Source organism: Novosphingobium sp. TCA1, assembly GCF_009811895.1.
GTDB classification, from domain to species: Bacteria; Pseudomonadota; Alphaproteobacteria; order Sphingomonadales; family Sphingomonadaceae; genus Novosphingobium; species Novosphingobium panipatense_A.
Window position 1 is genome coordinate 253,749 of record NZ_BLJH01000001.1, and the last position, 25,229, is coordinate 278,977.

The 25,229-nt window shown below is 64.9% G+C and carries 20 protein-coding genes; 9 read left to right on the forward strand and 11 right to left on the reverse strand.

Annotated elements, in window-relative coordinates; genetic code table 11:
- The first annotated feature begins 723 nt into the window (after positions 1–723).
- The 3 genes from NTCA1_RS01260 (at position 724) to NTCA1_RS01270 (ending at position 5,581) form a co-directional block, all read left to right on the forward strand.
- Positions 724–1,593 carry an N-acetylmuramoyl-L-alanine amidase gene (locus NTCA1_RS01260; RefSeq protein WP_159827484.1) on the forward strand — a complete coding sequence of 290 codons (870 nt, stop codon included), beginning with the start codon at positions 724–726 and terminating at the stop codon, positions 1,591–1,593.
- 201 nt (positions 1,594–1,794) lie between these two features.
- The gene (locus NTCA1_RS01265) at positions 1,795–4,341 is read left to right on the forward strand and encodes a penicillin-binding protein 1A (protein WP_159827487.1); all 2,547 of its coding nucleotides are present in this window, start codon (positions 1,795–1,797) and stop codon (positions 4,339–4,341) included.
- Between the two features lie 202 nt (positions 4,342–4,543).
- On the forward strand, positions 4,544–5,581 hold the full coding sequence (locus NTCA1_RS01270; RefSeq protein ID WP_159827490.1) for an alpha/beta hydrolase: 1,038 nt from the start codon (positions 4,544–4,546) through the stop codon (positions 5,579–5,581).
- Between the two features lie 79 nt (positions 5,582–5,660).
- Here the strand turns inward: NTCA1_RS01270 and NTCA1_RS01275 are convergent, their stop codons facing one another.
- Positions 5,661–6,464 carry a helix-turn-helix domain-containing protein gene (locus NTCA1_RS01275; RefSeq protein WP_086492024.1) on the reverse strand — a complete coding sequence of 268 codons (804 nt, stop codon included), beginning with the start codon at positions 6,462–6,464 and terminating at the stop codon, positions 5,661–5,663.
- A gap of 296 nt (positions 6,465–6,760) precedes the next feature.
- Between NTCA1_RS01275 and NTCA1_RS01280 the strand changes: the two genes are divergently transcribed.
- Positions 6,761–7,720 carry an enoyl-CoA hydratase/isomerase family protein gene (locus NTCA1_RS01280; protein WP_159827495.1) on the forward strand — a complete coding sequence of 320 codons (960 nt, stop codon included), beginning with the start codon at positions 6,761–6,763 and terminating at the stop codon, positions 7,718–7,720.
- Here NTCA1_RS01280 and NTCA1_RS01285 read toward each other — a convergent pair.
- The 5 genes from NTCA1_RS01285 to NTCA1_RS01305 form a co-directional block, all read right to left on the reverse strand.
- Positions 7,643–9,085, reverse strand: coding sequence for an amidohydrolase family protein (locus NTCA1_RS01285; RefSeq protein WP_159827498.1), 1,443 nt, complete (start codon positions 9,083–9,085; stop codon positions 7,643–7,645). The two genes, NTCA1_RS01280 and NTCA1_RS01285, sit on opposite strands and share 78 nt — an antisense overlap.
- Positions 9,079–10,323: a CoA transferase gene (locus tag NTCA1_RS01290; protein ID WP_236549031.1), complete on the reverse strand. Its 1,245-nt coding sequence runs from the start codon at positions 10,321–10,323 to the stop codon at positions 9,079–9,081. The genes NTCA1_RS01285 and NTCA1_RS01290 overlap by 7 nt, the downstream gene beginning before the upstream one ends.
- Positions 10,313–11,827 (reverse strand): class I adenylate-forming enzyme family protein, encoded by a 1,515-nt coding sequence (locus NTCA1_RS01295; RefSeq protein WP_159827501.1) that lies wholly within the window; start codon positions 11,825–11,827, stop codon positions 10,313–10,315. The genes NTCA1_RS01290 and NTCA1_RS01295 overlap by 11 nt, the downstream gene beginning before the upstream one ends.
- A 16-nt stretch (positions 11,828–11,843) precedes the next feature.
- Positions 11,844–12,134: a hypothetical protein gene (locus NTCA1_RS01300; protein WP_086492020.1), complete on the reverse strand. Its 291-nt coding sequence runs from the start codon at positions 12,132–12,134 to the stop codon at positions 11,844–11,846.
- Positions 12,135–12,210: 76 nt separating this feature from the next.
- The gene (locus NTCA1_RS01305) at positions 12,211–13,440 is read right to left on the reverse strand and encodes a CaiB/BaiF CoA-transferase family protein (protein ID WP_236549032.1); all 1,230 of its coding nucleotides are present in this window, start codon (positions 13,438–13,440) and stop codon (positions 12,211–12,213) included.
- A 17-nt stretch (positions 13,441–13,457) separates the two neighbouring features.
- Between NTCA1_RS01305 and NTCA1_RS01310 the strand changes: the two genes are divergently transcribed.
- Positions 13,458–13,754: a hypothetical protein gene (locus NTCA1_RS01310; RefSeq protein ID WP_159827504.1), complete on the forward strand. Its 297-nt coding sequence runs from the start codon at positions 13,458–13,460 to the stop codon at positions 13,752–13,754.
- 62 nt (positions 13,755–13,816) lie between these two features.
- A complete protein-coding gene (locus NTCA1_RS01315) occupies positions 13,817–14,134 on the forward strand; it encodes a hypothetical protein (protein ID WP_159827507.1) in 318 nt (105 codons plus the stop codon).
- Positions 14,135–14,223: 89 nt separating this feature from the next.
- Here the strand turns inward: NTCA1_RS01315 and NTCA1_RS01320 are convergent, their stop codons facing one another.
- The gene (locus NTCA1_RS01320; RefSeq protein ID WP_236549033.1) at positions 14,224–14,712 is read right to left on the reverse strand and encodes a MarR family winged helix-turn-helix transcriptional regulator; all 489 of its coding nucleotides are present in this window, start codon (positions 14,710–14,712) and stop codon (positions 14,224–14,226) included.
- A gap of 26 nt (positions 14,713–14,738) precedes the next feature.
- Entirely contained in the window at positions 14,739–15,992 is a 1,254-nt protein-coding gene (locus tag NTCA1_RS01325; RefSeq protein ID WP_159827510.1) for an acetyl-CoA C-acetyltransferase, read from the reverse strand.
- Positions 15,993–16,213: 221 nt separating this feature from the next.
- Between NTCA1_RS01325 and NTCA1_RS01330 the strand changes: the two genes are divergently transcribed.
- Both NTCA1_RS01330 and NTCA1_RS01335 read left to right on the forward strand, forming a co-directional pair.
- Positions 16,214–17,866, forward strand: coding sequence for an MFS transporter (locus NTCA1_RS01330; RefSeq protein WP_159827513.1), 1,653 nt, complete (start codon positions 16,214–16,216; stop codon positions 17,864–17,866).
- An 83-nt stretch (positions 17,867–17,949) separates the two neighbouring features.
- Positions 17,950–18,942 (forward strand): dihydrodipicolinate reductase, encoded by a 993-nt coding sequence (locus NTCA1_RS01335; RefSeq protein ID WP_236549034.1) that lies wholly within the window; start codon positions 17,950–17,952, stop codon positions 18,940–18,942.
- A 21-nt stretch (positions 18,943–18,963) separates the two neighbouring features.
- Here the strand turns inward: NTCA1_RS01335 and NTCA1_RS01340 are convergent, their stop codons facing one another.
- From NTCA1_RS01340 to NTCA1_RS01350, 3 genes are all read right to left on the reverse strand, one after another.
- Positions 18,964–21,315 (reverse strand): bifunctional diguanylate cyclase/phosphodiesterase, encoded by a 2,352-nt coding sequence (locus tag NTCA1_RS01340; protein WP_236549035.1) that lies wholly within the window; start codon positions 21,313–21,315, stop codon positions 18,964–18,966.
- A gap of 115 nt (positions 21,316–21,430) precedes the next feature.
- Positions 21,431–23,254 (reverse strand): glutamine--fructose-6-phosphate transaminase (isomerizing), encoded by a 1,824-nt coding sequence (gene glmS, locus NTCA1_RS01345; RefSeq protein WP_159827522.1) that lies wholly within the window; start codon positions 23,252–23,254, stop codon positions 21,431–21,433.
- A gap of 136 nt (positions 23,255–23,390) precedes the next feature.
- Positions 23,391–24,239, reverse strand: coding sequence for a TIGR00266 family protein (locus NTCA1_RS01350; protein ID WP_159827525.1), 849 nt, complete (start codon positions 24,237–24,239; stop codon positions 23,391–23,393).
- 200 nt (positions 24,240–24,439) lie between these two features.
- On the opposite strand from NTCA1_RS01350, the gene NTCA1_RS01355 reads away from it, so the two are divergent.
- Positions 24,440–25,165, forward strand: coding sequence for a tetratricopeptide repeat protein (locus NTCA1_RS01355; protein ID WP_086492013.1), 726 nt, complete (start codon positions 24,440–24,442; stop codon positions 25,163–25,165).
- Positions 25,166–25,229: the final 64 nt, after the last annotated feature.

Sequence of the window (25,229 nt, forward strand, 5' to 3'; positions counted from 1 at the left end):
CTCTGCCCTGGCCGGATCAGCCGGGGTGGCGCGTGTCTGTTCGATGATGCCCGCCGCGAAACCATCGGGCCTGCCGGATGCGGCAAGGCTCGCTTCGATGCGGGCGGAGGTAAGAATTGAAACGGGGCAATCCAGCGCCCCGAGTGCGACTGTTTTCATGTCTGCCGCGAAAGGCGCGGCGGTCTTGCCCGCGGCCATCGGACGACCTGCCGGAAGGCGGGCTGCCGAAGGGCGAGGTGGTAAGGCCTTGGGTGCCGAAGCACCAGGTGCCGAAACACTGGCGGGCGTGTCTGCGAGAGGAAGCGTGCGTGGCGATTTCGGACACGCGAAGAATTGCGCCCATACCGCCATCGCCCTTTCAGGCGCAGGCTGGCAAAGCGGCAATTGGCTTCTCATCTCTCGCGTCAACCTGTTCGATCGGAACGAATTTTCCGGTTTCTTGACGCCCGGGACGTAGGTCTGGCCGATCCCGCCCGGCGCCATCCAATGTGGCGTCTTTCCGGCTTGCGTGGACCGATGCTCTTTGGCCCGGGTCGGAACGGCCTAGCATCCAAGACACTGTACGGCAAGTTCATTGCCGAATTGCCGGCGAATCGAGACAAGATATGGCGTCGATGTTGTCCTTCTCCCGCGTCAGGCCCCCGCTGACAGACTGATGAATTCCGGGGAAAAGCGCGGGGTGGCGGGATTGCGGCGCGGGCGGGGCAAATTTAGTCAGGCGTGATGTCGCGCCCCATCCAGCTCGTCATGATCTTGTCCGCGCCTTTGGCGCTGGCGATCGCATTGGCGGTGCTCTGGCCCAGGTTTTTCCCATCGCCGCGCGATCTTGACTATGTCGTGCGCTTCGATCTGCCGGATGCCGGAGTGCCGGTGGACCTGCCGCGCGTGGACGGCCCGGCCGATGCCAGCCGTCCGCTGGTGGTGATCGATGCCGGTCACGGCGGTTTCGATCCCGGTGCGGGGCAGGGCGACGTCAAGGAAAAGACGGTCGCGCTCAGGATCGCGCTGGCGCTGCGCAACCGTCTGCTCGAAGGCGGCGGCATTCGCGTGGCGCTTACCCGCGACACCGATCGCTTCATCGCCTTGGCGGACCGGCCGGACATGGCGCGGCGGCTCGGCGCGGATCTATTCGTGTCGATCCATGCCGATAGTGCCGATAGCGACGCGGCGCGCGGGGCCAGCGTCTATGTCCTGTCGGAGAAGGGATCGGGCGAGGCGGCAGAGCGTTTCGCGGCCCGCGAAAACGCCGCAGGGAAGGTCAACGGCGTCGCGCTGGCGCAGACCAGCCAGACGGTGGGTGCGATCCTGCTGGACCTGTCGCAGCGGGGGACCCAGGCCGGATCGACGCAAGTGGGCGAACTCGTGCTGCGCGAGATGCGCAGCGCCAATCTCGGGCTGCACCGCGATGAAGTGCAGACCGCGGCGCTTGCTGTGCTCAAGGCCCCGGACATCCCGTCGATCCTGTTCGAGACCGGCTATATCAATAACGAGACGGACGCCCGTTTGCTGACATCGCGCGCCGGGCAGCAATCGCTTGCGGACGCGGCGGCGCGTGCCATCCGCGCCTACTTCGCAAGGAAAGGCGGGATTTGAGAAGGGCGGGCTTGCGCCTCACCGAAGGTGATGCTGCGGCGAGCCGAGCGGCGCCAGTCTGGCCTTGCGCGGAATCCGCGTGCTAGGGCGAAAACCGCATGAACCGGAGCGACGCAAGCTTCGAATAATCCATTCTTGCCGCATTTTCCGGGTGGTCGGGTGTTCCCTCCCGGGCGGGAAAATGCTCTAGAGGCAGGCGAAATGACCGACGAGACCATCGACAACGGCTCCGAACAGCCGCCCGAGGACGCCCACTATCGCATTCGCCGTGGCGACAGCGGCCGTATTGCCGGGGCTTTCGCCGCGATCGGAAGGAACTGGCGCGAACGCAAGGTGCTGCGCCGCCTGACGTATGTGGCGGGCGCGGGGCTGGTGGTGTTCGGCGGCGTCTGGGTGGCCTTCACCCATGACCTGCCCGATGCGGGCAAGCTGCTCGAATATCAGCCGCCCCTGCCGACCATGGTGCGCGGGCTCGATGGCGAGATCGTCTACAGCTATGCCCGCGAACGGCGCGTGCAACTGCGCTACGTCGATTTTCCCAAGCCGATGGTGGATGCTTTCCTCTCGGCGGAAGACAAGACGTTCTGGACCCATGGCGGCGTCGATCTTACCGGCCTGGCCGGGGCGGTGGTGGACTATGCGTCCAAGCTCGGCTCCGGCGGGCGCGCGCGCGGCGGTTCCACGATTACCCAGCAGGTGGCGAAGAACATCCTGATCGGTGACGAATATTCGGTCACCCGCAAGCTCAAGGAAATGGTCGTCGCCCGCAGGATCGAAAGCGTGCTGAACAAGCAGCAGATCCTGGAGCTTTACCTCAACGAGATCCCGCTCGGCCGCCAGAGCTTTGGCGTTCAGGCCGCCGCACGCGCCTATTTCGGCAAGGACGTAGACCAGCTGCAGCTGCACGAGGCGGCGTTCCTGGCGATCCTGCCCAAGGCCCCGGAGCGCTACGGACGCAAGCAATACGAGGATATGGCAATCGAGCGCCGCAACTGGGTGCTCGACCAGATGGTGACCAACGGCTGGGCGACGCGCGCCGATGCCGATGCCGCCAAGGCGCAGCCGCTGGGGCTGATAGCCCGCCGGGTGGAGACCTACCCGTCCGGCAACGGCTACTTCATCGAGGAAGTACGCCGCCGCCTGATCGACCAGTACGGCGAAAAGGCCGAGGACGGCCCGAACAGCGTCTATGCCGGCGGGCTCTGGGTGCGCACTTCGCTCGATTCCCAGATGCAGGACGCCGTGCGCGACTCCCTGCGGGCAGGCCTGCTGCGCTATCAGGGCGGCCGCACCTGGTCCCGTCCGATCGCGCATATCAGCGATATGAGCACCTGGCAGTCCCAGCTCATCGTTTCCAACAAGACGATCGACTACAAGGACTGGCGCGTCGGCGTGATCCTGGAGCGTAGCGCCTCGACCGGCCGGATCGGCTTTTCCGACGGCAATATCTCGGCGCTGACCAATATCTCGGAGCTTGCGAAAGTGGGCGATCTCGTCGCCGCCGCGCCGGTTTCTGCGGACACTTACGCCGTTCGCACCATTCCCGAGGTTTCGGGCGGCATGGTGATCGAGCAGCCCGGCACCGGCCGGATCATGGCGATGCAGGGCGGTTTCGATTCCGGCCTCGATTCCTTCAACCGCGCCGTTCAGGCCGAGCGTCAGCCCGGTTCGACCATCAAGCCCTTCGTCTACGCCACCGGTCTGCAATACGGCATGACCCCGGCGACGCAGGTGCTGGACGGCACGTTCTGCGTGTATCAGGGCGGCGCGCTGGGCAACAAGTGCTTCCGCAACTTCGGCGGGGAAGGCGGGGCGGGCAGCCATACCATGCGCTGGGGCCTCGAACAGTCGCGCAACCTTATGACCGTGCGCATCGCCAACGACACCGGCATGAAGCGCGTGGTGAAGACCTTCAAGACGGTCGGCATCGGGGACTACAAGCCCTATCTTTCCTTCGCGCTGGGTGCGGGTGAAACCACGGTCGCGCGGATGGTGAACGCCTATTCGGCGCTGGCGAACAACGGCGTGCAGTTCGCCGCGTCGCCGATCGACTATGTGCAGGACCGTAATGGCAAGGTGATCTGGAAGCCGGACAACCGCCGCTGCGATACCTGCAACATGCCGGAATGGGACGGCAAGCCGATGCCGCGCGTCGTGCGCCGCGGCAAGCAGGTGCTGGATTCCGGTACGGCCTACCAGGTGGTTCACATGCTGGAAGGCGTGGTGCAGCGCGGTACGGCCGTGGTCCTGCGCGACCTTGGCATGCCGCTGTTCGGCAAGACCGGCACGACGAACGGCCCGACCGACGTGTGGTTCGTGGGCGGTACGCAGGACTATGTCGGCGGAGTCTACATGGGCTACGATACGCCGCGTTCGCTAGGCGGTTATGCCCAGGGCGGTCGCATCGCCGCGCCGATCTTCAAGCAGGTCGTGCAGGCCACCAAGGAGCGCTGGGGCACGCAGCCGTTCGTGGCGCCTGCGGGTATCCGCATGGTGAGAATCGATCGTGCCAGCGGCAAGCAGGTCATGGGCGCCGAACCGGGGACCGATCCTAAAGCGGCCGTGATTTGGGAAGCTTTCAAGCCGGATACCGAGCCGCGCCAGTACACGCCCGAAGACGAATTCGCCCGCCGCCGCGACGCGCTCGTGGCCGAAATTCGCGGTGTTCGCGAAGCGCGCGCTGCGGCTGCTTCGTCGGGCGCCACCGATCAGCAGGACTTCGCCGAGCAACAAGGCGGCGTTTACTGATTTCGCCTTGGCGATGCGGGGCTTGTCCCGCTCGCCAAGGACAGGCGGCACACGTACAACTATTCTCCACAGCAGGGAGGATGGGATGTACCCAGTGATCGATACGAAGAGTGCGATCGATACGAAGAAACGATCTTCGACTTTCGCCGGTTCGACTTTTGGCACTCATAGGCTGCGCGGCCAACGGTTTGCAGCAGTTGCCATGGCGGCATCGGTGCTTGCCGCCGCTTTCTCGCCGGATGATCTGGCTGCCAGAGACGCTGCGGTCGCGGCGCGCTCATCGACTTCCGCGCCTGAAGTACGGCCGGACGTTGCAGCCTATCTCAAGGCTTCCAGCGCGCATCCGATGCCGCTGCTCACGGCCGAAGTCATCGCCCAGATCCGCAAGCTGCCGCCATCGGCCATGCCTTCGCGCGATCTGCCGGTGGGTGAGCTTGCCGTGATCAAGGACCTTTCGATGCCGGGACCGGGCGGCGCAATGGCGCTGCGTCTGTTCGACAGCAGGGCCGAACGCGGGCCGGGGCCTGTCGTGGTGTTCTATCACGGGGGTGGATATGTGCTGGGCAGCATCGATACCCACGCCGCCCTGGCAGCGGAAATCGCACGTCAACTGGACTTGCCGGTCGTGTCGGTCGAATATCGTCTCGCACCCGAGCATCCCTGGCCTGCCGCCCCGGACGATGGAGAAGCTGCGGCGCGGTGGATCGCCGCGAACGGCAAGGCGCTGGGGCGCGAAGTCACCGGGCTCGTGCTCAGCGGTGACAGCGCCGGCGGAAACCTGACGCTGATCGCCGCCGCAGCCTTGCGCGACAAGCCCGCGGCGGTGCCGGTAATCCTGCAAGTGCCGATCTATCCCGCAGCAGACTTCACGCGCGCGTATCCTTCGGCCAGGCAGTTCGGAAACGGCTACGGCCTTGATGATAGTATGACCGCCTTGTTCCGCCAGCACTATGCTGCCGATGAAAAGAGTCCGCGCACTTCGCCGATTCTGGGCGACCTCTCCGGCCTGCCGCCAACGGTGCTGGTAACTGCGGGGCTCGATCCGCTGAGGGATCAGGGAAGGGCCTATGCCGCCAAGCTGGTCGAGGCGGGCGTGCCGACAGCCTATTACGAGGGACGGGGACTCATTCACGGTTTCGCCACGTTCCGTCAGGCCGTGCCGTCCGCTCAGGTAGACACCGTGAATTTCCTGAAGATCGCCAAAACCATGCTCGACGAGGTCGAGGCCGGAAGAAAATAGCGCGCGAAAACCAGATGGGCCTCGCGAGTGATATCGCGAGGCCCATTCCTGTTGCCGGTGCGACCCGATCAGGCGCGGGTCATGCCGCGTGGGGAAGCTGTTCGGGTTCGGCGACGGGGGCCGGATCGGGAAGGCACTTGCGCATGGCGTCGCTCAGCGACTGGAGCAGGGCTTCCGGGTTTACCTTGTCGTCCTTGCCGTAGATCAGGCTGATGACCAGCGGATGGCCTTCCGGCTGGCGGGGCAGCAGGCCGCAAAGAGCGTCGGCCCCGCTGCCGAAGCCGGCAGGGCCGAAAATGTAGCGGGGATCCCGGCAGGCGTCGATCCGGGCCATCATGTCGGAGAACGGGAACTTGTCCATCTCGGCCGCCTCGGCATTGAGGCGGCGCACCATGCCTTCACAGCGCTGCCGGGCGATCGTCGAGAGCATGAGCAGGCCCGCACCGTTCCGGGCCAGGGGCTCCTTGATGCCGCCCGCCAGTTCGCGCGTTGCTGCGAGGGCGCGGGGGCCGTGGCGCCAGTTCACGATCTGCACGTCCAGACCGACCATCGAGGTGAGCGCCACCGAAAGGCCGGTCTGGGCGACGAGCCGGTCCATCAGGCGGACGATGCGGCCGTCACGGACGAGTTCGGGCTGGCCGGAAGTGCCGATCAGGGCGGCGCGAGGTGTAAGGCTATAGGCGCGCGAATAGGGATCCTTGTTCAGCAGGCCAAGTTCCACGAGGCTCGACAGCAATTCCGACGTGCTGGACTGCGGGCGGTTATAGCGCCGGACAATATCCATCACCGTGGCTTCCCGGTGGGAATCGTCGAAATACTCGAGAACTTCGATAACGCGACGGGCGATCTTCGCCTTGTTCGATGATGTCGTCTTTCCAGGCATGAGGTCTCTCCTCCCTAAGGGTGGTGATGGAAAACTCACTTCTCTCCGCGAGCGGGTCTCTATAAAACTGAGCCTGACTCGTTTTTTGCTAAGCCTGGTTAGCATCATGCCGGCGATGCAGCAACAGGTTTCGTGTCCGCGATGAAGTGGCCATGACAGGGAGGGATCTGAAAGCGTGGAAATGCGGGAATTTCGTTTGGAATTGCTGCGGCGAGAAGCCATTCAGGCGAGGCGAAACGGGGCGCGCGATCGGCCGGGAGAGCCCGAGTCCAGTCTGGAAATTGTGAGGGGCATGGATGCTTTCTGATCTGCAGGATCTCCTGATTGCTCCCGAGAGCATCCATCCCTGTGGCTTTCCTGACCTGCCGGTCGGCTTCGTCGATCTGGAGCGAGAAAGTATCGAAAGCACCCTCCCGACCCTCCCGCCTTACCCGTTGATCGGTATAGGATCGGGGGAACATCCGCTCGCTGCGAGGTTGGACGCGGTGATCGGACCGCGAGATAACGCGCAGAGCATCGCGGCTGCCGCCGCGGCCCAGCCCTTGGCGGCCCGGATCGTGACCCAGTTGCTGAGAATGTTGCCGCAACTGGCCGACGACGACGCTTTAACCGCCGAGTCGCTGGCCTATGCTGCCCTTCAGGGAAGCGAGGCTCACCGCGGCTGGATCGTGGCGCGCGCACACAACACCTCCCCCCTGCCGGAGGGCCGGGTCGTCCTGTCGCGGGAGGACGATGTCCTGATCGTGATTCTCGATCGGCCTGAAGCGGGAAATGCCATCGATCGTGCCATGCGCGACGCCCTGCATGAGGCTTTTGCGCTGGCCAATGCCGACACGACGATCGAGCGGGTATGCCTGCGCGGACAAGGGCGCAGCTTCAGCCTCGGTGCGGAGCTATCCGAGTTCGGCACGACGACGGATCCGGCAAGGGCCCATGCCATTCGCAGCGAGACTCTGCCGGCGCGGCAGGCCGTGCGCTGCCGGGATCGCATGGAAGCGCATATCGACGGTGCCTGTATCGGGGCCGGACTCGAACTCGCCGCATTCGCCGCAAGGATCACGGCGACGCGGCGATCGTGGTTTCAGTTGCCGGAACTGGCCATGGGCATTCTGCCGGGCGCAGGGGGCTGCGTTTCGCTCAGCCGGCGGATCGGTCGCCAACGAACCCTGTCTCTGATCCTAAGCGGCCGCCGGCTCGGTGCGCGTGAGGCGCTCGCGTGGGGCTTGGTCGATTCGCTGGTGGACGACACGGCCTGAAGCGATGGTAATCCGCACGTCCTGTGCCGAGAGCCGCTCACGTGCCTGACGCCAGGGACGGTCGAGCAGACAGAGATCGGCCTGTCCGCCCACGGCGATGTGGCGCTGGCGGGGCAAGTCCAGCGGATCGGCCAGATAGAGCGCCAGGGCCTGCTCGGGCGAGAGGGCTTCGTCCGGCGTGAAGGCTATACCCCGGCGCGTTCGCCGTTGCACGGCGGCGCGCATCGCAGCCCAGGGATCGGTCTCGCCATAAGGCGCATCACTGCCCGCTCCCAGGGGTACTCCGGCCTGCTGCAGGCTGCGGAGGCGGTAGAGATCCGGCTGGTGACGAGGCTCCACCTGGGCCAGATAGCGATCGCCGTGCTGCGATACGAAGCCGGGTTGCACACAGGCGCTGAGGTGCAGTTCCGCCATACGCCGCGCGAGATCGGGCGGGACGATGGAAGCATGCTCGATGCGATCGCCGCGCCCAAAGGCTCTCGGAATGCCGGCCGCTTCGAACAGGGCCAGGGTGAAGACCAGCTCGACTTCCGTGACGCAATGTACCGCAACACCGCGCCCCTGATCGTGAGCGCTGGCGATCCAGGCGCAAGTCTCGTCGAAATCGGGCAGGGCGTTCTCGTGAAGGTGAAGTTTTGCGGGGCCCAGGCGCCAGTTGACCGGTTCCGCTTCGGCGATCGACAGCGCGCCTGCGAGGACCAGCGATTGCTTCAGCGCGCCGGTTTCGATCTGCTGCGCGAAATGGCGGGCGATGGACGGGTCGTTTCGGGGCGACATGTCGGTCAGCCCGGTCACGCCGAAAGCGGCGAGGCGGCTGCTTGTTATCGCAAGATCGGGAGGGGCGCTGCCGAGAGCCTGTTGCAGCCAGCGATCCTCGTCGAAAAGCCTGCCGGTATAGCGGCCGTTAAGGCGCTCCAGCCCCGGCGGCGGGGCTGCGCCTTCGAGCAACTTCGCAAGGGCCATCGAATTTAGGAGCCACATCCGGCCGGTGCGATGCTGGATCCGCAAGGGGCGATGTGGCGCAAGGGTATCGAGAAAGGCCGCATCGGGAAGCATGCCGTCCAGCAGGCTCTCGCAGAAGCCGACGCCGCGCAGCCAACCCTCTCCGCTCGCGCTGAAGGCTTCGAAAAGCGCGTCCCTATTCGTCACGTCCGGCGGACCGCAAACGATCGATGCTTCGCGCACGGCCAATGCGGCAAGGTGAAGGTGATGATCGTGAAGACCCGGCAGAAGCGCGCCGCCTTGCGCCTTGATCACAGGTTCGCCCGCGCGCGGTTCGAGGTGGCCGATGGCGGTGATGATGCCGCCTTCGATGCGCAAGTCGGCCTGCCCGTGGCCATGGATTTCGGCATTACGGATCAGCATGGGGCGGATTCCGAAAGGTAGCGGTCGGTATCGGCGCCGAGCGGGCGGACCGCAGCAGTCAGGGAGCGCCGCGAGACCGGGGGGAAGGGGCGCCCCACCGCCAGGCCCCAGGTGCGCAGCTCGATTTCGAGCGCGGCTGGATCGAAACCGGTCTCTTCGGCCAAGGCCATGTTCGCGATAGCGCTCATGGCGAGGCCGATCCGCACAGCATGACCTTCGCGGAGGGCGCGCAAGGCCGAGCGCGCCGCCACGATGCCGGTAAGGGGATCGGCGATGGCGTCTCCCACATAACCCATTCGGCCGCTGGCCCGGGCGAGTGCGCGCGATAGTCCGCCCGCCACGCCGCAATCGTTGCCGATGCCGGTCCATCCGGCGGCCTCCCCGCGCGCGCCGTGACCGGTCACGCTAAGCCAGACCAGCCCCGGCACCTCGCGCACGAGAGTATCCGCATCGATTCCAAGGTGGCGCAGGGCGCGGGGGCGGGAACTTTCGATAACGATATCGGCGCGCCGGATCAGGTCGACCAGCCGCGCCTTTTCTTCATGGGAGGCGAAATCGACGAGAAGATTTGCCTTGCCCTGGTTCATCAGATCGAATGTCGATGGATCGTCGCGGCGAATGAGGTCCGGGCGCGTTCGGCTTTCGACTTTTACCACTTCCATGCCCGCCTGCCAGAGCAAGTGTCCGGCCAGCGGACCCGCCCAGATGGCGGAAAGATCCACGACCAGCGGCCGGTGCCCCCTGGGCGGGGCGCGATGTTCGCCGCGCTCGATGACTTCCACCGGCGCGGAGACTGGGCTTTCGTCGGCGCTGGCGACCGGGAGGCCCAGTGCGCGCCCGCGCTCGAGAAGTTCGGCGCATTCGTGTTCAAGTGTGGTGGCGGCGATCGCGGCATCGTCGTGAACGGCAAGATCGGTCGTGCCGAACAAGGCGGGAAGCAATTCCCGATCGATATCGCGGATCAGGGTCAGCGCGAACCATTTGCCGTCGCGCGTAGGCAGGAGCCGGCTGCCGCCAAGCCCTGCGGAAACACGGCCGCCGATCCGAAAACCGCCGTTCGCGGCGCGCTCTCCCAGCAAGGTCGCACCGTCAAGACGGGGCAGGCCATGATCGCGGGCGAGGGCTTCCAGCTGCCGGTCCGCCCAGCGCGCCAGCGGAATGGCCAGGCGAACGCCTTCTGGCGCGCCCGTTTCCGGCCCGGTCGTTTTCGATTCAGGTGTATCCGGCTCAATCCGCAAGGACGTCCTTGACCTTTCGGCGCAGCAGTTTTCCCATTTCGTTATACGGCAGTTCCGCAAGAAACACGATTTTCTCCGGTACGCGCGACGATCGCAGGCGGCCGCGAACGAGATCCCTGATCTCGGGTTCTTCCGGCGCGTCATGACCCTCGCGCAGCACGATGGCGACGCCTACGGCCTCTCCCCATTCCAGCGAGGGGATGGCGCAGGCACAGGCATCGGCCACGGCCGGATGGGTGAGCAGAACGTCCTCGATTTCTCCCGGAGACATGTTCTCTCCGCCGCGCACGATCACATCGTCAGCCCGGCCGGAGAGGAACAGGTAGCCATGCTCGTCGATATAACCGGCGTCACGGGTGGGGAACCAGCCTTGCGGATCGAGGGCGCTCTTCTCCTTGTATTCGCCCGAGACCTGTTCGCCCCTCACGTAGATCTCGCCGGGTTCGCCGGGGCCGAGGACTTCGCCATTTTCCCCGCGGATCTCGATTTCGACGGTGGGGATCGGCTTGCCGAGCGAGGTCAGCCTGGCGCGGACTTTCGGGTCCTGAGAGGCCAGCGCCGCGCGGTGGTCGTCCGGGCCGAGCAGTGCGATGGTGGAACTGGTTTCCGTGAGCCCGTAGGCATTGGTGAAACCAGCCGATGGGAACAGCTCCAGCGCCTTGCGGATCACCTCGATCGGCATCTTGCCGCCGCCATAGGCGATGGCCCGGAGCGATGAGAGCGACGACGCCAGGGGCAGGGTGCCGCCGAGGCGCTCCATGGCTTCGATGATGCGCGAAAGCATGGTGGGCACGACGAAAGCGTTGGAAACGCGCTCCGCAGCGACAAGCGCCAGCCAGGCCTCGGGCGAGAAGGCCGGAAGCATGACGATCTTGCGCAGCGAATAGATAGACGAGAGCAGCGCGGAAATGCCCGCGATATGATAGGGCGGCACGACCACCAGCGCCGCATCGGCCTCGTCTGCGGAGCCGAATTCGACCGTGCCGAGGATATAGCCCAGCAGGTTGGAGTGCCGCAGGATGGCCGCTTTCGGGGCAGCGGTGGTGCCGCTGGTGAAGAGCTGGATGGCGATGCCCTCGCCGGGGTCGTATTCGCGGGCATCTTCTGCGGGAACCGTTTCCTGCACCTTGAGAGCGAATTCCTCGCGGGAAAGCACGTGGTGCCCGTGATCGCCGGCGATGCGGGTGATGCGCTCCTCGTCTCCGATCACCAGCGCGGGCGAGATCCGGGCCAGCAGCGCCGCAAGGTCGGCGTCGGGCAGGCGGTAGTTGAGCGGACAATAGGGAACGCCCGCCAAGGCTGCGCCGAACACTGCGATGACGGCTGCCTCGCTGCTTTCATCGAGCAGGGCGACATACTGGACATCGCTTTGCCGGATCAGCTCGAAAGCGCCCCGCGCCGCCGCCAGCAGATCGCCGTAAGTCCAGCGCCTGCCTTCGCAGACGAGGCCGACGCGGTCGGGCGCGGCTTCCGCCGCCATTTCGAGAAGAAGCGCGATGTTCATCGGGAGCCTGTCCTGATCAGTCGGATGCAGGGAGGGGCTTGGCGTCCTTCACGACCAGCGCGACGCCGTCGACCGACAGCGAACCCTTGCCGGGCTTTACGCAGAGCAGTTCGTATCGGCCTTCCGTATCGACATAGCGTTTGCCCATCAGTGTTCCGGCCGAGAAATCCGCGGCGAGAGGAGCGGCATCGGCGGGCCGGGCTTCCGCCATCGGTGCGCCGCCGCATTCGATCGTGCCTTCGGCGCAGCGGATCACCATGACTTCGGTATCGCAGGCTGCACTCTTGAGACGGGTTCCGGGCTTCATCTTGTTGGGTCCTTGCAGTCTGAAACTTGGGCAGTCTGAACTTTGGGCAGTCTGATTCCGGGTATTTCGCGAAAATTCAGGCAATCGCGCCTTTTGTCTTCAGGTCCTCGATCCTGTCCCACTCGATGCCCATTTCCATCAGAACGATTTCGGTATGCTCCGAGGCCTGCGGCGAACGGGTGGTTTCCAGAGCTTCGCCGTTCCACTGGACCGGGCCGCGCACCAGCTTGAGCGGTTCGCCGCCGTCGGCCGCCTCGACCTCGACCAGGAGATCGTTGGCAAGGGCCTGCTCGTCGCCCGCAAGTTCCAGGAGGTTGAGAATGGGCGCCCATTGCCCCTTCAGCGTCTTGAGATGCTCACGCCAGTAGGCGAAGGGCTTTGCCGCGAAGGCCTCGACGAGAATGTCGCTGGCGGCCTTCGCGTTCTCGATCAGGCTGAGCACATCCGCAAAGCGCGGATCGTCGGCGGCTTCAGGCCTGCCGACATGCTCGAAAGTGTCGCGGATCAGGCCGGTCGGGCTGACCATGCACAAGTTGATCGTCCTGCCGTCGGACGTCCAGAAGTTGCCCATGAACGGGTTCTTGGCATTGCCGCCCGAACTCGGCATCGAATTGCGCGAGACCACGCCGGTTTCCACCACTTGCGCGATGTTGGCACCCGATGCCCATGCGGCGGTGCTCATCAGCGAGACGTCGAGTTCGGTTGCCTCGCCCGTCTTTTCGCGGTGGAAGAGCGCAGCGGAGATGCCCCCGGCAATGAACATGCCGCCGATCGAATCTCCGAAAGCGGGCATGCCCTGCGAAAGCGGGCCGGGGAGTTCCGGCGGCGTCATGCAGTCGGCTATGCCGCTGCGCGACCAGAAGGCCGTACCGTCGAAGCCGCCTTTTTCCCGCTCCGGTCCCTTGTCTCCCCAGGCACTGCCGCGTGCGTAGATGATCCTGGGATTGGCGGCGCGGATATGTTCGATGTCGAAGCGGTTCTTCTGGCGAACCTGCGGCAGATAGTTGGTGAGGAAAACGTCGCACTGGCCTGCCAGTTCATAGAGCAGTTCCTGGCCCTCCTGCGTGGACAGGTCGATCCCGACACTGCGCTTGCCGCGATTGGGATGTTCGAACAGCGTATGGCGCAGAGGGTCGAGCTGGACGCCGCCCATGTTCAGGAAACCACGCTGGGTGTCGCCGCGTACGGGGTGCTCGATCTTGATGACGTCCGCGCCCCAATCGGCCAGGATCGCGCCGGCTGCCGGCGTGAACGTGAACTGCGCCACTTCCAGGACGCGCACACCCTGCATCACCTTCGTTGCCATCTTCAGCCTATCCCCGCTTGTCGCCGTTTTCCCTGAAATCCGCCTTCGCTGGTGGATTTCCGCCCTCTCTCGGGCTTGCCTTCGATGTGAGCGCAAAGGCCGGGACTGGCAACCCGCCCGCCATCGTGCAGACGATCATGGCGGTGTTCCGCAGCGCCGTACGCCTGAGCGATACCCGCGTGCTGTGCTGCAACACGTCGATGACGGAGGGCGTGCGAAGAGGCCGGGTGTGCGTTCATCACGCCCTGTGCAGTTGCAAAAATATTCTCACTATTGCCAAAAATGCAATTGACTGTTTGTTCAGCAACTCCTAACCTAGGTTAGTAAGTTGAGGGAACCTCGACGAGATCAAAAAAGTTTTTCGGAGATGCCCAAGATGAACAAGTTCGTTGCTTTTGCCGCCGCCGCTTCCATCGCTTCGTTCGCCGTCGTTCCGGCTGCCTTTGCAGGAACTTCGCAGTCGGTCAGCGCCGTTACCGACGCTGCTGCGGCGCCGCTCGATATGTCGGCCGGCAAGATGCTCTATGCGGACAACGGCAACCGTCTGGCTCCGATCTACCGTGTCGCCTCTGACGGCAACCCGCAGGTGATCCTCAACGGTCGTCTCGTCACGGTTCCGGCATCCAGCCTTTCGGCGGTAGACGGCAAGCTGACCACTTCGCTTTCGAAGAAGGAAATTGCTTCGGCGAAGTAATCTTCGCGGCCGACGCACACAGAAAGCGCATACAGAAAGGGCGGCTCCAACGAGCCGCCCTTTTCGTTTCCGGCACGGATATCGGCGCTTCAGCCGCGCGCGACGTTATCGTAGATGCGGTTCATGTAGTCGCGCAGCCGCTCAACCTCGTCATCCGAAAAGCCCCGGAACATGCGGTCTTCGCTCTCGTTGGCGATTTCGCCGAGCTGATCGAGCAATGGCTTGGCTTCGGGCGTGAGATAGACCGCACGCGCGCGGCGATCGTCGGCCCGGTCGCGCCTTTCCAGCAATCCGTCCGCGCAGAGCCGGTCGATCAGGCGGCCTGCGGAGGCTTCCGACATCTCCAGGTATTCGGCAATGGTGCGCTGGGTCGAGCCGGGATAGCGGGCGACGACGGCGATCATCGACCATTGCGAGCGGGTGACGTTCAGCGCGGCCACCTTGCGGTCGAAATTGTTGCGTTGAAGACGCGATATCACCGTCATGCGCAGGCCGACCTGGCGGCGGATGCTGATATCCCGGTCATCGAGTGTCTCGCCCAGTTTGCCGGTCAGCTTTTCTTCCGCCTCGGTGTCCACTCGCAACTCCTGCTTCGCCCTAATGTTCAGACGCGCTCGATAACGATCGCCGGGGCCATGCCCCCGGCCGCGCACATGGTGACGAGGCCGTAACGGCCCCCGGTACGCTCCAGTTCGTCGAGCGCGGTGCCGATCAGGATTGCCCCGGTTCCCGCGATGGGGTGGCCCAACGCTATCGACCCGCCATTCGGATTGACCTTCGCGCGGTCGAGGTCAAGGTCGCGGATGAATTTCTCGACCACCACGGCAAAGGCCTCGTTCACTTCCCATATGTCGATCTGATCCTTGGTCAGACCGGCCTTGGCAAGGACCTTCTTCGCGGCCGGGACGGGACCGTTGAGCATGAGCGTGGGGCAATCGCCGGTTTCGGCCATGGCGACGATACGCGCGCGCGGCTTCAACCCGTGCCTTTCGGCATAATCCCGTGATGCCAGCAGGATAGCGGAAGCGCCGTCGACCACGCCCGAGGAAATTCCCGCGTGATGGATCGGCTTGATGTCGAGCTGCGGATAGACCTGGAGAACCAGTTCCCGGAAGGTCTTGCCGCCCGGCGCCGAAGGCATGTCGAGGAACATCTCGAAAGCGGGTTTGAGCTGGGCGAGGCTTTCGGCGGTCGTATCCGGGCGGGGATATTCCTCGTGGTCCAGGATTACCCGGCCTTCATCGTCCTTCACCGCGATGGTCGAACCGTCGAAGCGGCCCTCCGCGATCGCGCGCGCGGCGCGGCGCTGGCTTTCGACGCCGAGCGCTTCGAGTTCCTGCCGCGTGATGCCTTCCATCGCGGCGATGGCGTCTGCCGCGACGCCCTGGTTGGTCTGCGGATGCCTGGCCTGGAGCCGGGGATTGCCCGCGCCCATGCCCGCGCTGCCGACACCGGCTTCCCGCATCTTCATGCCATGGGCGTTGGCGTAGGACAGCATGTCCATCCCCCCCGCGATCATGAGATCGGCCATGCCCGACATGATCATCGCGGAGGCCAGACTGGTCGCGGTGAGGCTGGAGCCGCAGAAGCGGTTGAGCGTGACGCCCCCCGCCTTGATGTCGTAACCGGCATCGAGCGCCGCCATGCGGCCGATGTCGCCCCCTTGCAGCCCGATCGCGGCGGAAACGCCCCAGATCACATCGTCGACCTCGGCCGTGTCGAAGCCGTTGCGATCCCGCAGGGCGGCCAGCACGGCGGCGGACAAGTGCTCGGGGTGCATCGATGAAAGAGCACCCTTGCCCATCTTGCCGATGCTGCGCGGGGTGCGGACCGCGTCGATGATATAGGCGTCCGTCACGAGTTGCTCTCCTCCAGGATGTGATGCCGGAAGCGGTTGGCGCATCGGCCTCGCGCCTTCGACGGCGCCGTTGCTTCGGGTCATGCTGGGCCACTTCGGGAATTGCAATTGGAGGCCCGTTTCCTATCGCCTTGGCGATTGCATCCAGACAGGCCCCGGCTCGCTTGACGATCCCGTCAGCAGAGGCATCATTTCCTGGAAAAGCCGATGAAGGGGAGGGCATGGAGCAAAGCGAAGGGACCGGCGGTGCATTCGCACCCTTGCGGGAAAGAACCTTCAGGCGGATCTGGACCGCCAGCCTGTTCTCGAACTTCGGGCAATTGTTCCTGGGGGTCGGCGCGGCATGGGAAATGACGCGGCTGAGCAGTTCGCCCAGCATGGTGGCCCTCGTGCAATCGGCCATGATGCTGCCGCTGGTGCTGGTGACATTGCCCGCAGGGGCCATCGCCGACATGTTCGACCGTCGCCGTATCGCCATGAACGGATTGGGTTTCAGCGCGATCTGCGCAGCAGGGCTTGCCGCTGTCGCCTTTCTCGGCCTCGTCACGCCGTGGCTGCTGCTGGGCTTCTGCGTGCTGATCGGCGGCGGCGTGGCGCTCTATTCGCCGGCCTGGCAGGCCTCGATCCCGGAACAGGTCTCGCGCGCGAACTTGCCCGCAGCGGTGGCGTTGGGGACGATCAGCTACAATGTCGCGCGCAGTTTCGGGCCTGCACTGGGCGGCCTGATCGTCGTGGTCTACGGGGCCAAGGCGGTGTTCGGCATGACCTCGCTGCTCTATCTGCCGCTGTTGTTCTCCTTTTTCGTATGGCAGCGCCGCCATGTGCCGTCGCGCCTGCCGCCGGAACGTATGGACCGCGCGATCGTCGGCGGTGTCCGTTATGCGCTTCACGCTCCGGCGATCCGTACGGCACTGGTGCGGGTCTTCGTGTTCGGGCTGAGCACGGCCACGGCTTCGGCTCTGGCGCCGCTGATCGCGCGCGACCTGCTGAGCGGCGACGCCTCGATCTTCGGGGTGCTGCTGGGGGCGCAGGGGGTGGGCGCGGTTGCCGGAGCCTTGTTCGTCAGCCACATTCGTGCAGCGATTTCCACCGAGCAAGCGGTGCGTCTCTTCGCGCTGGGCACAGGGATGGCGCTGGTGACGATCGGGATGAGTCGTGAGATCGTCCTCACTTGCGTGGGCTTCCTGATCGTCGGCGCCTGCAACATTCTCACGATCGCGATGCTCAATGTGACCGTGCAGTTGGCGGCGCCGCGCTGGGTCACGGCAAGGGCGCTTTCGCTGTTTTCATCGGCGATCACCGCGGGAATCGGCCTGGGGGCCTGGGGCTGGGGCGAAGTCGCCGCGGGCTGGAGCGTGGCCTTTGCGCTGGTTGCCTCCGGGGTTGCGGTTGCGGCCACGATGTTGCTCGGCCTCGTACTGCCGATCGGCAGCGACGAGGCTGATACCGAGGAAGTCCCATTGGGCAGCGCACCGGCGGTCGGCATGGCGCTGACCTTGCGCTCCGGTCCGATCGTGATCGAGGTGGACTATGACGTCGATCCCGAACGGGCCCGCGAATTCTACGCAGTGATGATGAGAATGCAGTCGATGCGAAAGCGCAACGGCGGCTTCGAATGGTCCCTGGCGCGTGACATCGCCGATCCCACGCTCTGGACCGAGCGCTACCACTGCCCGACCTGGGGCGATTACCTGAGACTGCGCGACCGCTTTACCCAGGCCGATTTCGATATCCAGTCACAGGCGGACGCCTTCAATCGTTCGCATCATGGCAGCCGGGTCAGGCGCCGGCTGGAGCGACCGTTCGGATCGGTGCGATGGCAGGCGGATTCGCCGGACCCACGGCATGACACGGTAAGCTGGATGGCGCCATGATCCTGCCTCGATCGACAGGAATAGGGAGAGAAGCAATGGCGCAGAACCGGAATTGGCGGGTCATTCAATGGGCAACGGGAAACGTGGGTAGTCGTGCCCTGCGAACGCTGATCGAGCATCCGCGCATGGAGCTTGTCGGCCTGTGGGTCAGCTCGCCCGAAAAACGGGGCAAGGATGCGGGAGAACTCTGCGGCTTGCCGCCGACCGGGGTGAAGGCTTCCGGCTCGCTCGATGACATGGTGGCGATCGATGCCGATTGCGTTCTCTATATGCGCCAGGGCACGGATTGGGACGAAATCTGCGCGCTGCTGGCCTCGGGCAAGAACATCGTCACCACACGCGGGGACTTTCACAATCCGGCAAGGATGGACCCGGTGCTGCGCGAAAGGGTGGAGGCGGCTTGCCTGGCGGGCAATGCGTCGATCTACAGCACCGGTTCCAGTCCCGGTTTCGTGACCGAGGCCCTGGCCATCCCGCTGATGTCGCTTCAGCGCGAGCATGGCTTGTTGACGATCGACGAATATGCCGATGTTTCCAGCCGCAACTCGCCGGAGATGCTGTTTCGGATCATGGGGTTCGGCGCACCGATGGCGCCTTTCGACCAGCGCCGGGCCGAGCATCTCAAAGGCGATTTCGGCAGTTCGCTATCGCAGGTCGCCGATGCGGTGGGGCTGGTGGTGGACGAGATCGAGGCGGTGGGCGAACTCTCGCCCGCCCGCGCGGATCTGTCGATTGCGGCAGGTACGGTTTCGGCCGGAACCGTCGGCGCGATGCGCACGACCATCACCTGCAAGAGCAAGGGGCGCCCGGTCATGCGGTTCCGGGCGAACTGGTACGTGACGCGCGATATCGAGCATGACTGGGACTTGCGCGAGTCCGGGTGGCGGATCGTCACGGAAGGCGACACGCCGGTCAAAGTCGATGTGACCTTTCCGGTCGCCGAGGAGGACTATGCCGCCTATACGCCGGGGCTGACGGCGCATCGGCCCGTCAATGCCATTGCTGCCGTCTGCGCCGCCGCGCCGGGTATCCGAACGACGGCGGACCTGCCGCAGATATTGCCGATCTATGCTTGAAATTGAGAGGGGCGCGGCAGGTCACGCCTGCGAAAAGGCCCGGTTGCGGAATAGCGCTGCTGCGTCTTTCGCGGACATCGGACGGCCGTAGTAATAGCCCTGGATCTTGCGGCAGCCGAGCTTGCGGATCATTTCCACCTCTCGCTCGGTTTCGGCGCCTTCGGCCGTGGTGGACATGCCCAGGCTGTCGGCCATGGCAACCACGGCGCGGACGATCGCCAGGCTTTCCGCGTTGCCGGTCGCCGCGCCCTGTACGAAGGAGCGATCGACCTTGATCGTCGAGAAGCGGAGCTTGCGAAGGTAGCCGAGCGAGGAATAGCCGGTGCCGAAATCGTCCAGCGCCACCTTGCAGCCCAGCGCCATGACCTGTTCCAGCGCGGAGCGGGCGAGGGCGGCGTCGCGCAGGAAGATGCTTTCCGTCACTTCCAGTTCGAGACGCGCGGCGGGCAGGCCGCTTTCGGTCAGCGCCGATACGACGCTGGTGACGAAGTTGGGGTCCAGCAATTGTTCGCCGGAGACATTGGCGGCCACGCGGATATGGTCCGGCCAGTTCATGGCTTCCCGGCAGGCCTGGCGCAGCACCCATTCGCCGATCGGGACGATGAGGCGGGTATCCTCGGCGAGGGGGATGAACTTCACCGGGCTGATGGCGCCGTGCTCGCTGCTGTTCCAGCGCAGCAGCGCCTCGAAGCTGACCACGGTTTCGTTCTGCGCATCGACCACCGGCTGGAAGTGTAGCGTGAACTCCTTCCGCTCCAGCGCCGTACGCATCGAGAATTCCAGCTTGCGTCGTTCTTCGGCGTGGGCGTGGAGCGCGGGTTCGTAAGTGAAGTGCGCGTTGCCGCCTTCGTCCTTGGAACGATAGAGCGCCAGATCGGCATTGCGCATCAGCGTTTCCACCGTGTCGCCGTCGCGCGGCCCCAGGGCGGAGCCGATCGAGGCGCCGACGAACAGGGTATGGTGGTCCACCTGATAGGGCTGCGACAGGCTCTGGATGACGCGCTGTGCGACGCGTTCGACATATCCCGGATCGCAGGCATCGCGGATGACGATGGCGAATTCGTCGCCGCCGAGCCGGCCGCAGACCTCGCGCTCGGTCATCTGCTCCTTGAGCCGCTCGGCCACGCGCGCCAGAAGCTGGTCGCCGACATGGTGGCCCAATGTGTCGTTGATGGCCTTGAAGCGATCGAGGTCGATCATCAGCAGCGCACAGCGCATGCGCCACTGCGAGGCATGGGCGAGCGCTTCGCCCAGCGCCTCGTTCAGCATGAGGCGATTGGGCATTCCCGTCAGCGGATCATAGCGGGCGAGCCATGCGATCTTGTCGGAATTTTCCCGCGCTTCGGTGACGTCGGAGCCGACGCCGCGAAATCCGTCGAACTGGCCGTTCTCATCGACTTGCGGCGTGCCGGAAATCTCCCACCAGCGCACCTTCCCGCCGATGGTCACGCGGATCAGCAGATTGGCGAAACTCTCCCGGCGTTTGAGCCGTTCGGCCAGGTCGTGCAGGCTGGCGGGGAAATCGCCGGTTTCCCAGTCCGCCCCGGCCACGAGCTGGAGGAAGGGCATGCCCTCCATCTCGCGCGGTTGCCTGCCGAGCGCGAAAGCGAAGCGCGGCGATACGGCGCGGATGCGGCGCGCGGCGTCGATCTGCCAGAGCCAGTCGGCCTCGCCTTCCTCGAATTCGCGCAGGAGCAGGGATACCACCTCGTCCCGCTCCAACACGCCCGCTTCGGCCAGCTTTCCGATCAGGAATTGCCGTGAGGACTGGATGGCACCGGCGATGACGACGGCCATGAAGGCCGAGGCGACCAGCGCGACGTCATAGAGGCCCAGCACCAGGAAGCAGGCGATGGCCGATCCGCCCACAAGTCCGGTGAAGATCAGGCTGCCGAGTGGAACGCCGGGGATCAGAACCGCGAAAGCCGTCATCAGCATGGCCAGCACGGTCCAGAGCTTTACGGTGACTTGCGGGTCCAGAAACGGGCCGAAGCCGCAGACCGGGATCGACCAGATCAGCCCGGTGGCGATCGTGGCCAGCAAGTGCGCACGCTTATGTCCGCGATGGAGCAGATGCTCTCCGCCGTCCGAAACGGCGCGGTCCACACGGGCGCCATGCCAGGCGGCGGCACAGACCAGCACTGCCCAGGCCAGGATCGGGATCGGATCCAGACGCGGCGCGAGCAGGGCGGCGGCGGCCAGCATTGCCGCGAACTGGGTGGCGGCGCGGGCCAGCGGGGCACGGCCCAGGCAGGAATATTGGATAGCGCGCAGGCGCGCCCAGTCTCCCTCCGCGGGCTGGTTCAGCCCCAGTATGGCGGAGACGGGCAGCTCCTTCGGGAGCGGTTGGATGGCGTGCGACCGCTTTCTCACACCTCGGGCCTTACCGGGCGAAGGGTTATCGCCCGGTAAAGCATAGGGCATTTCCGGGACGGGAGGAAACTCCGCTGCGACGGGGATGCCACCGATCCGGTGCTATTGGCTGGTGCTATTCTACCGTCACGCTCTTGGCGAGGTTGCGCGGCTGGTCCACGTCGGTGCCCTTCACGCAGGCGACGTGATAGGCCAGCAGCTGCACCGGCACGGCATAGACCAGCGGCGCGATCAGCGGGTGGACGCGCGGCATCTCGATCGTGGCGATACAGCCTTCGCCTGCCTCGGCAATGCCTTCGGCGTCGGAGATCAGCACCACCTTGCCGCCACGCGCACGCACTTCCTGCATGTTGCTGACGGTCTTTTCGAACAGCGGGCCGGATGGGGCGAGCACTATTACCGGCACCGCCTCGTCGATGAGGGCGATGGGGCCGTGCTTCATCTCGCCCGAGGCATAGCCTTCGGCGTGGATATAGCTGATTTCCTTCAGTTTTAGTGCGCCTTCAAGGGCCAGCGGATAGTCGGGACCGCGCCCGAGATAGAGCACGTCGCGGGCAGGCGCGATCAGGTGCGCCATCGCGGCGATCTCTTCGTCGAAGGCGAGCGCGGCGTTGAGGCTGGCGGGCGTCTGGAGCAGGTGCTCGACGACTTCGCTCTCTTCCGTGCGGTCCATGCGCCCGCGCTTGACCGCGAGGTGCGCGGCCAGCGCGGCGAGCACGGCGAGCTGGCAGGTGAAGGCCTTGGTGGAGGCAACGCCGATTTCCGGCCCGGCGTGGGTCGGCAGCAGCAGGTCCGCCTCACGCGCCATGGTGCTGGTGGGCACGTTGACGACGACCGCGATGGTCTGCCCGGCCGCCTTGCAGTGCTTCAGCGCGGCGAGCGTGTCCGCCGTCTCGCCCGACTGCGAGATGAACAGGGCAAGGCCGCCCGGCTCCAGAACGGGATCGCGATAACGGAATTCGGATGCCACATCGATGTCGACCGGCAGGCGCGCGAAAGTCTCGATCCAGTACTTTGCCACCATGCCCGCGTAGAAGCTGGTGCCGCAGGCGACGATGGTGATACGCTTGATCGCCGAAAGGTCGAAATCGATCTGCGGCAGGGCGACCGACTGATCCACCTGGTGGATGTAGCTGCGCAGGGTTTGCGCCACCACGGTCGGCTGCTCGAAGATCTCCTTCTGCATGAAGTGGCGGTAATTGCCCTTCTCGATGGCGACGGCAGAGGCGCCGGAGGAGACGATCTCGCGTTCCACCGGGTTGTTGTCCGCATCGAAGATCCGTGCGCCGTCGCGGGTCACGACTACCCAGTCGCCTTCGTCGAGGTAGGAAATGCGCTGCGTCAGCGGGGCGAGGGCGAGCGCGTCCGAGCCGAGGTAGGTCTCGCCCTCGCCATAGCCGACGACCAGCGGCGAGCCGAGGCGGGCGCCGATCAAGAGGTCCGGGTGCTGGCGGAAGGCGATGGCGAGGGCAAAGGCGCCGCGCAGCTGCGGAAGGACGACCTTCACCGCTTCTTCAGGCGAAAGTCCGGCCTCGACCTGTTCGGAAACGAGGTGGGCGACCACTTCGGTGTCGGTCTGACTCTCGAAGGTGCGACCGCGCGATTCGAGGGCTTCGCGCAGCGGCTTGAAGTTCTCGATAATGCCGTTGTGAACGAGGGCGAGGTGCTCGGTCGCATGGGGGTGGGCGTTGGCGGCGGTGGGGGCGCCGTGGGTGGCCCAGCGGGTGTGGGCAATGCCGATCAGGCCAGGCGCGGGATCGCGGGCCAGTTCGTTCACCAGGTTGATCAGCTTGCCTTGCGCGCGGCGGCGGATGAGCTGGCCGTTCTCTACCGTGCAGACGCCCGCGCTGTCATAGCCGCGATACTCCATGCGACGAAGGCCGTCGACGAGCCGATCCGCCACAGCTTCCTTGCCGACGATGCCGATGATTCCACACATTACGCTGGGTTTACCTTAGGTTCGAGCCGAAACTGTCTTGCCCCTATACCGATAATGCCTGGCGTTTGGTGGCGCCACCATGAAGGCTTGGTAATGTGTGCAAATCGGATGGGTTATCGGTTGTAATCCGGCAGGCTCAATCGTCTCCACCGATCATGGCAGCCAGCCCGCCGACGGCGCCGAGGCCGAGCAGGGTGCTCTCGCCCCGGTTCTGCCCGCCATAGGGCATTGCGGCTGCCATCATCCGACCGGCGAGGCGGGAGAACGGCAGCGACTGGATCCAGACTTTGCCCGGGCCGCGCAGCCTTGCGAAGAACACGCCTTCGCCGCCGAAGATCATCGACTTGACCGAGCCCGCGCGGGTGACGTCGAAATCGATGCCCGAGGTGAAGGCGGCCACGCAGCCGGTATCGATATGGAGTTCCTCGCCCGGCTCCAGCGTCTTTTCGATCACGGTGCCGCCCATCTGCACGAAGACCCAGCCATCGCCTTCGAGGCGCTGCATGATGAAGCCTTCGCCGCCGAACAGGCCGGTCATGATCTTCTGCTGGAAGTGGACGCCGATGGATACGCCCCGCGCCGCGCAGAGGAAGGCGTCCTTCTGGCAGATCAGCTGCCCGCCCACGTCATCGAGCTTGATCGGCAGGATAGAGCCGGGAATCGGTGCGGCGAAGGCGACACGGGCCTTGCCGCGTCCTTCATGCGTGAAGACAGTGGTGAACAGGCTTTCCCCGGTGACGAGGCGCTTGCCTGCGCCCAGCAGCTTGCCCATGAAGCCGCCGCCCTGCTGGCCGGAACCGTCGCCGAACACGGTGGACATGCCGATGGAGGCATCCTTCCACACCATGGCGCCGGCTTCGGCAACGGCACTTTCGCCGGGATCGAGTTCGATCTCGACGAACTGGAGCTCGTGCCCCTTGATCTCGAAATCGACATCGTCCGCGATCGCGGCATTGCGGCTGTGGCTCCAGGGGTTGTTCGACATGGAAACTCCGGCAGATGAAAAGCACGTAAGCGGGAAAGATTCGCTTCTCGATATCTGGGATTCGTGAAAGTTCTTGTCAAACGGCGCCTGTCGGATAGTCTATCAGCTTCGACGAACACTGTTCCGACGAAGAATCGTCCGGCGTGGACCTTTGGTCCGAGACCGGGGCGCGATCGGTGTTCCTGGAGAGGATAACGCCGATGAACTTCGCCATGAAGTCGGTTTCATTTTCACTTGTTGCTTTGGGCACGATTGCTTCGCCAGGCACTGTTTTCGCTCGCGATATCGGCGGCGGCGCGGTCGTGAACACCGCGCTTCACGTCGAGAGCCGCAGCGATGTCAGCAAGGGTTTCGCCCTGATCCGCGCCGGAAAGCCAGCGCAGGCCGTGAAAATGTTCGATTCGGTGATTCTCGCCAGCGAACAGGCCCTGGGCGGCGATGCGCGGCCGCGGCTTTGCCAGTCCGATAGTGCCGCCGGGCCGGTCGCGGCGGGGTCGATAGAATCAGGAAAGGCCGTGGCGGTCAGCAGCGCGGTCTGCGATGCGCATTTCGGCAAGGGTTATGCGCTTGTCGATCTCGGCCGGGGCGATCTGGCCGAGGCGGAGCTGCGCCGCGCCACCGAACTGGCGCCGGACAACGCGCATTTCGCCAACGAATATGCCGAACTGTTCAAATCGCGCCGGGAATGGCAGCGTTCCTACGATCTGTTCTCCCACGCCTGGGCGATCGTGGACAAGGATACAAAGGGCGATGACGCCTCGGTAGCGGCCCGCGCGCTTCGCGGCATGGGCTATACCAAGATCGAGATGGGCCGGTTGGACGAGGCGGAGAAGCTGTTTCGCCAGTCGCTGGAATACGATCCGAAAAACGCCGGTGCGAAGTCTGAACTGGACTTCATCGCCCAGAAAAAGGCGATCGGCGCTTGATCGGAAAAGCCTGATCTGATCGGTTCGGCCCAGATCTGTTCAGCAGGCGGGCGGTCCGGGTGGA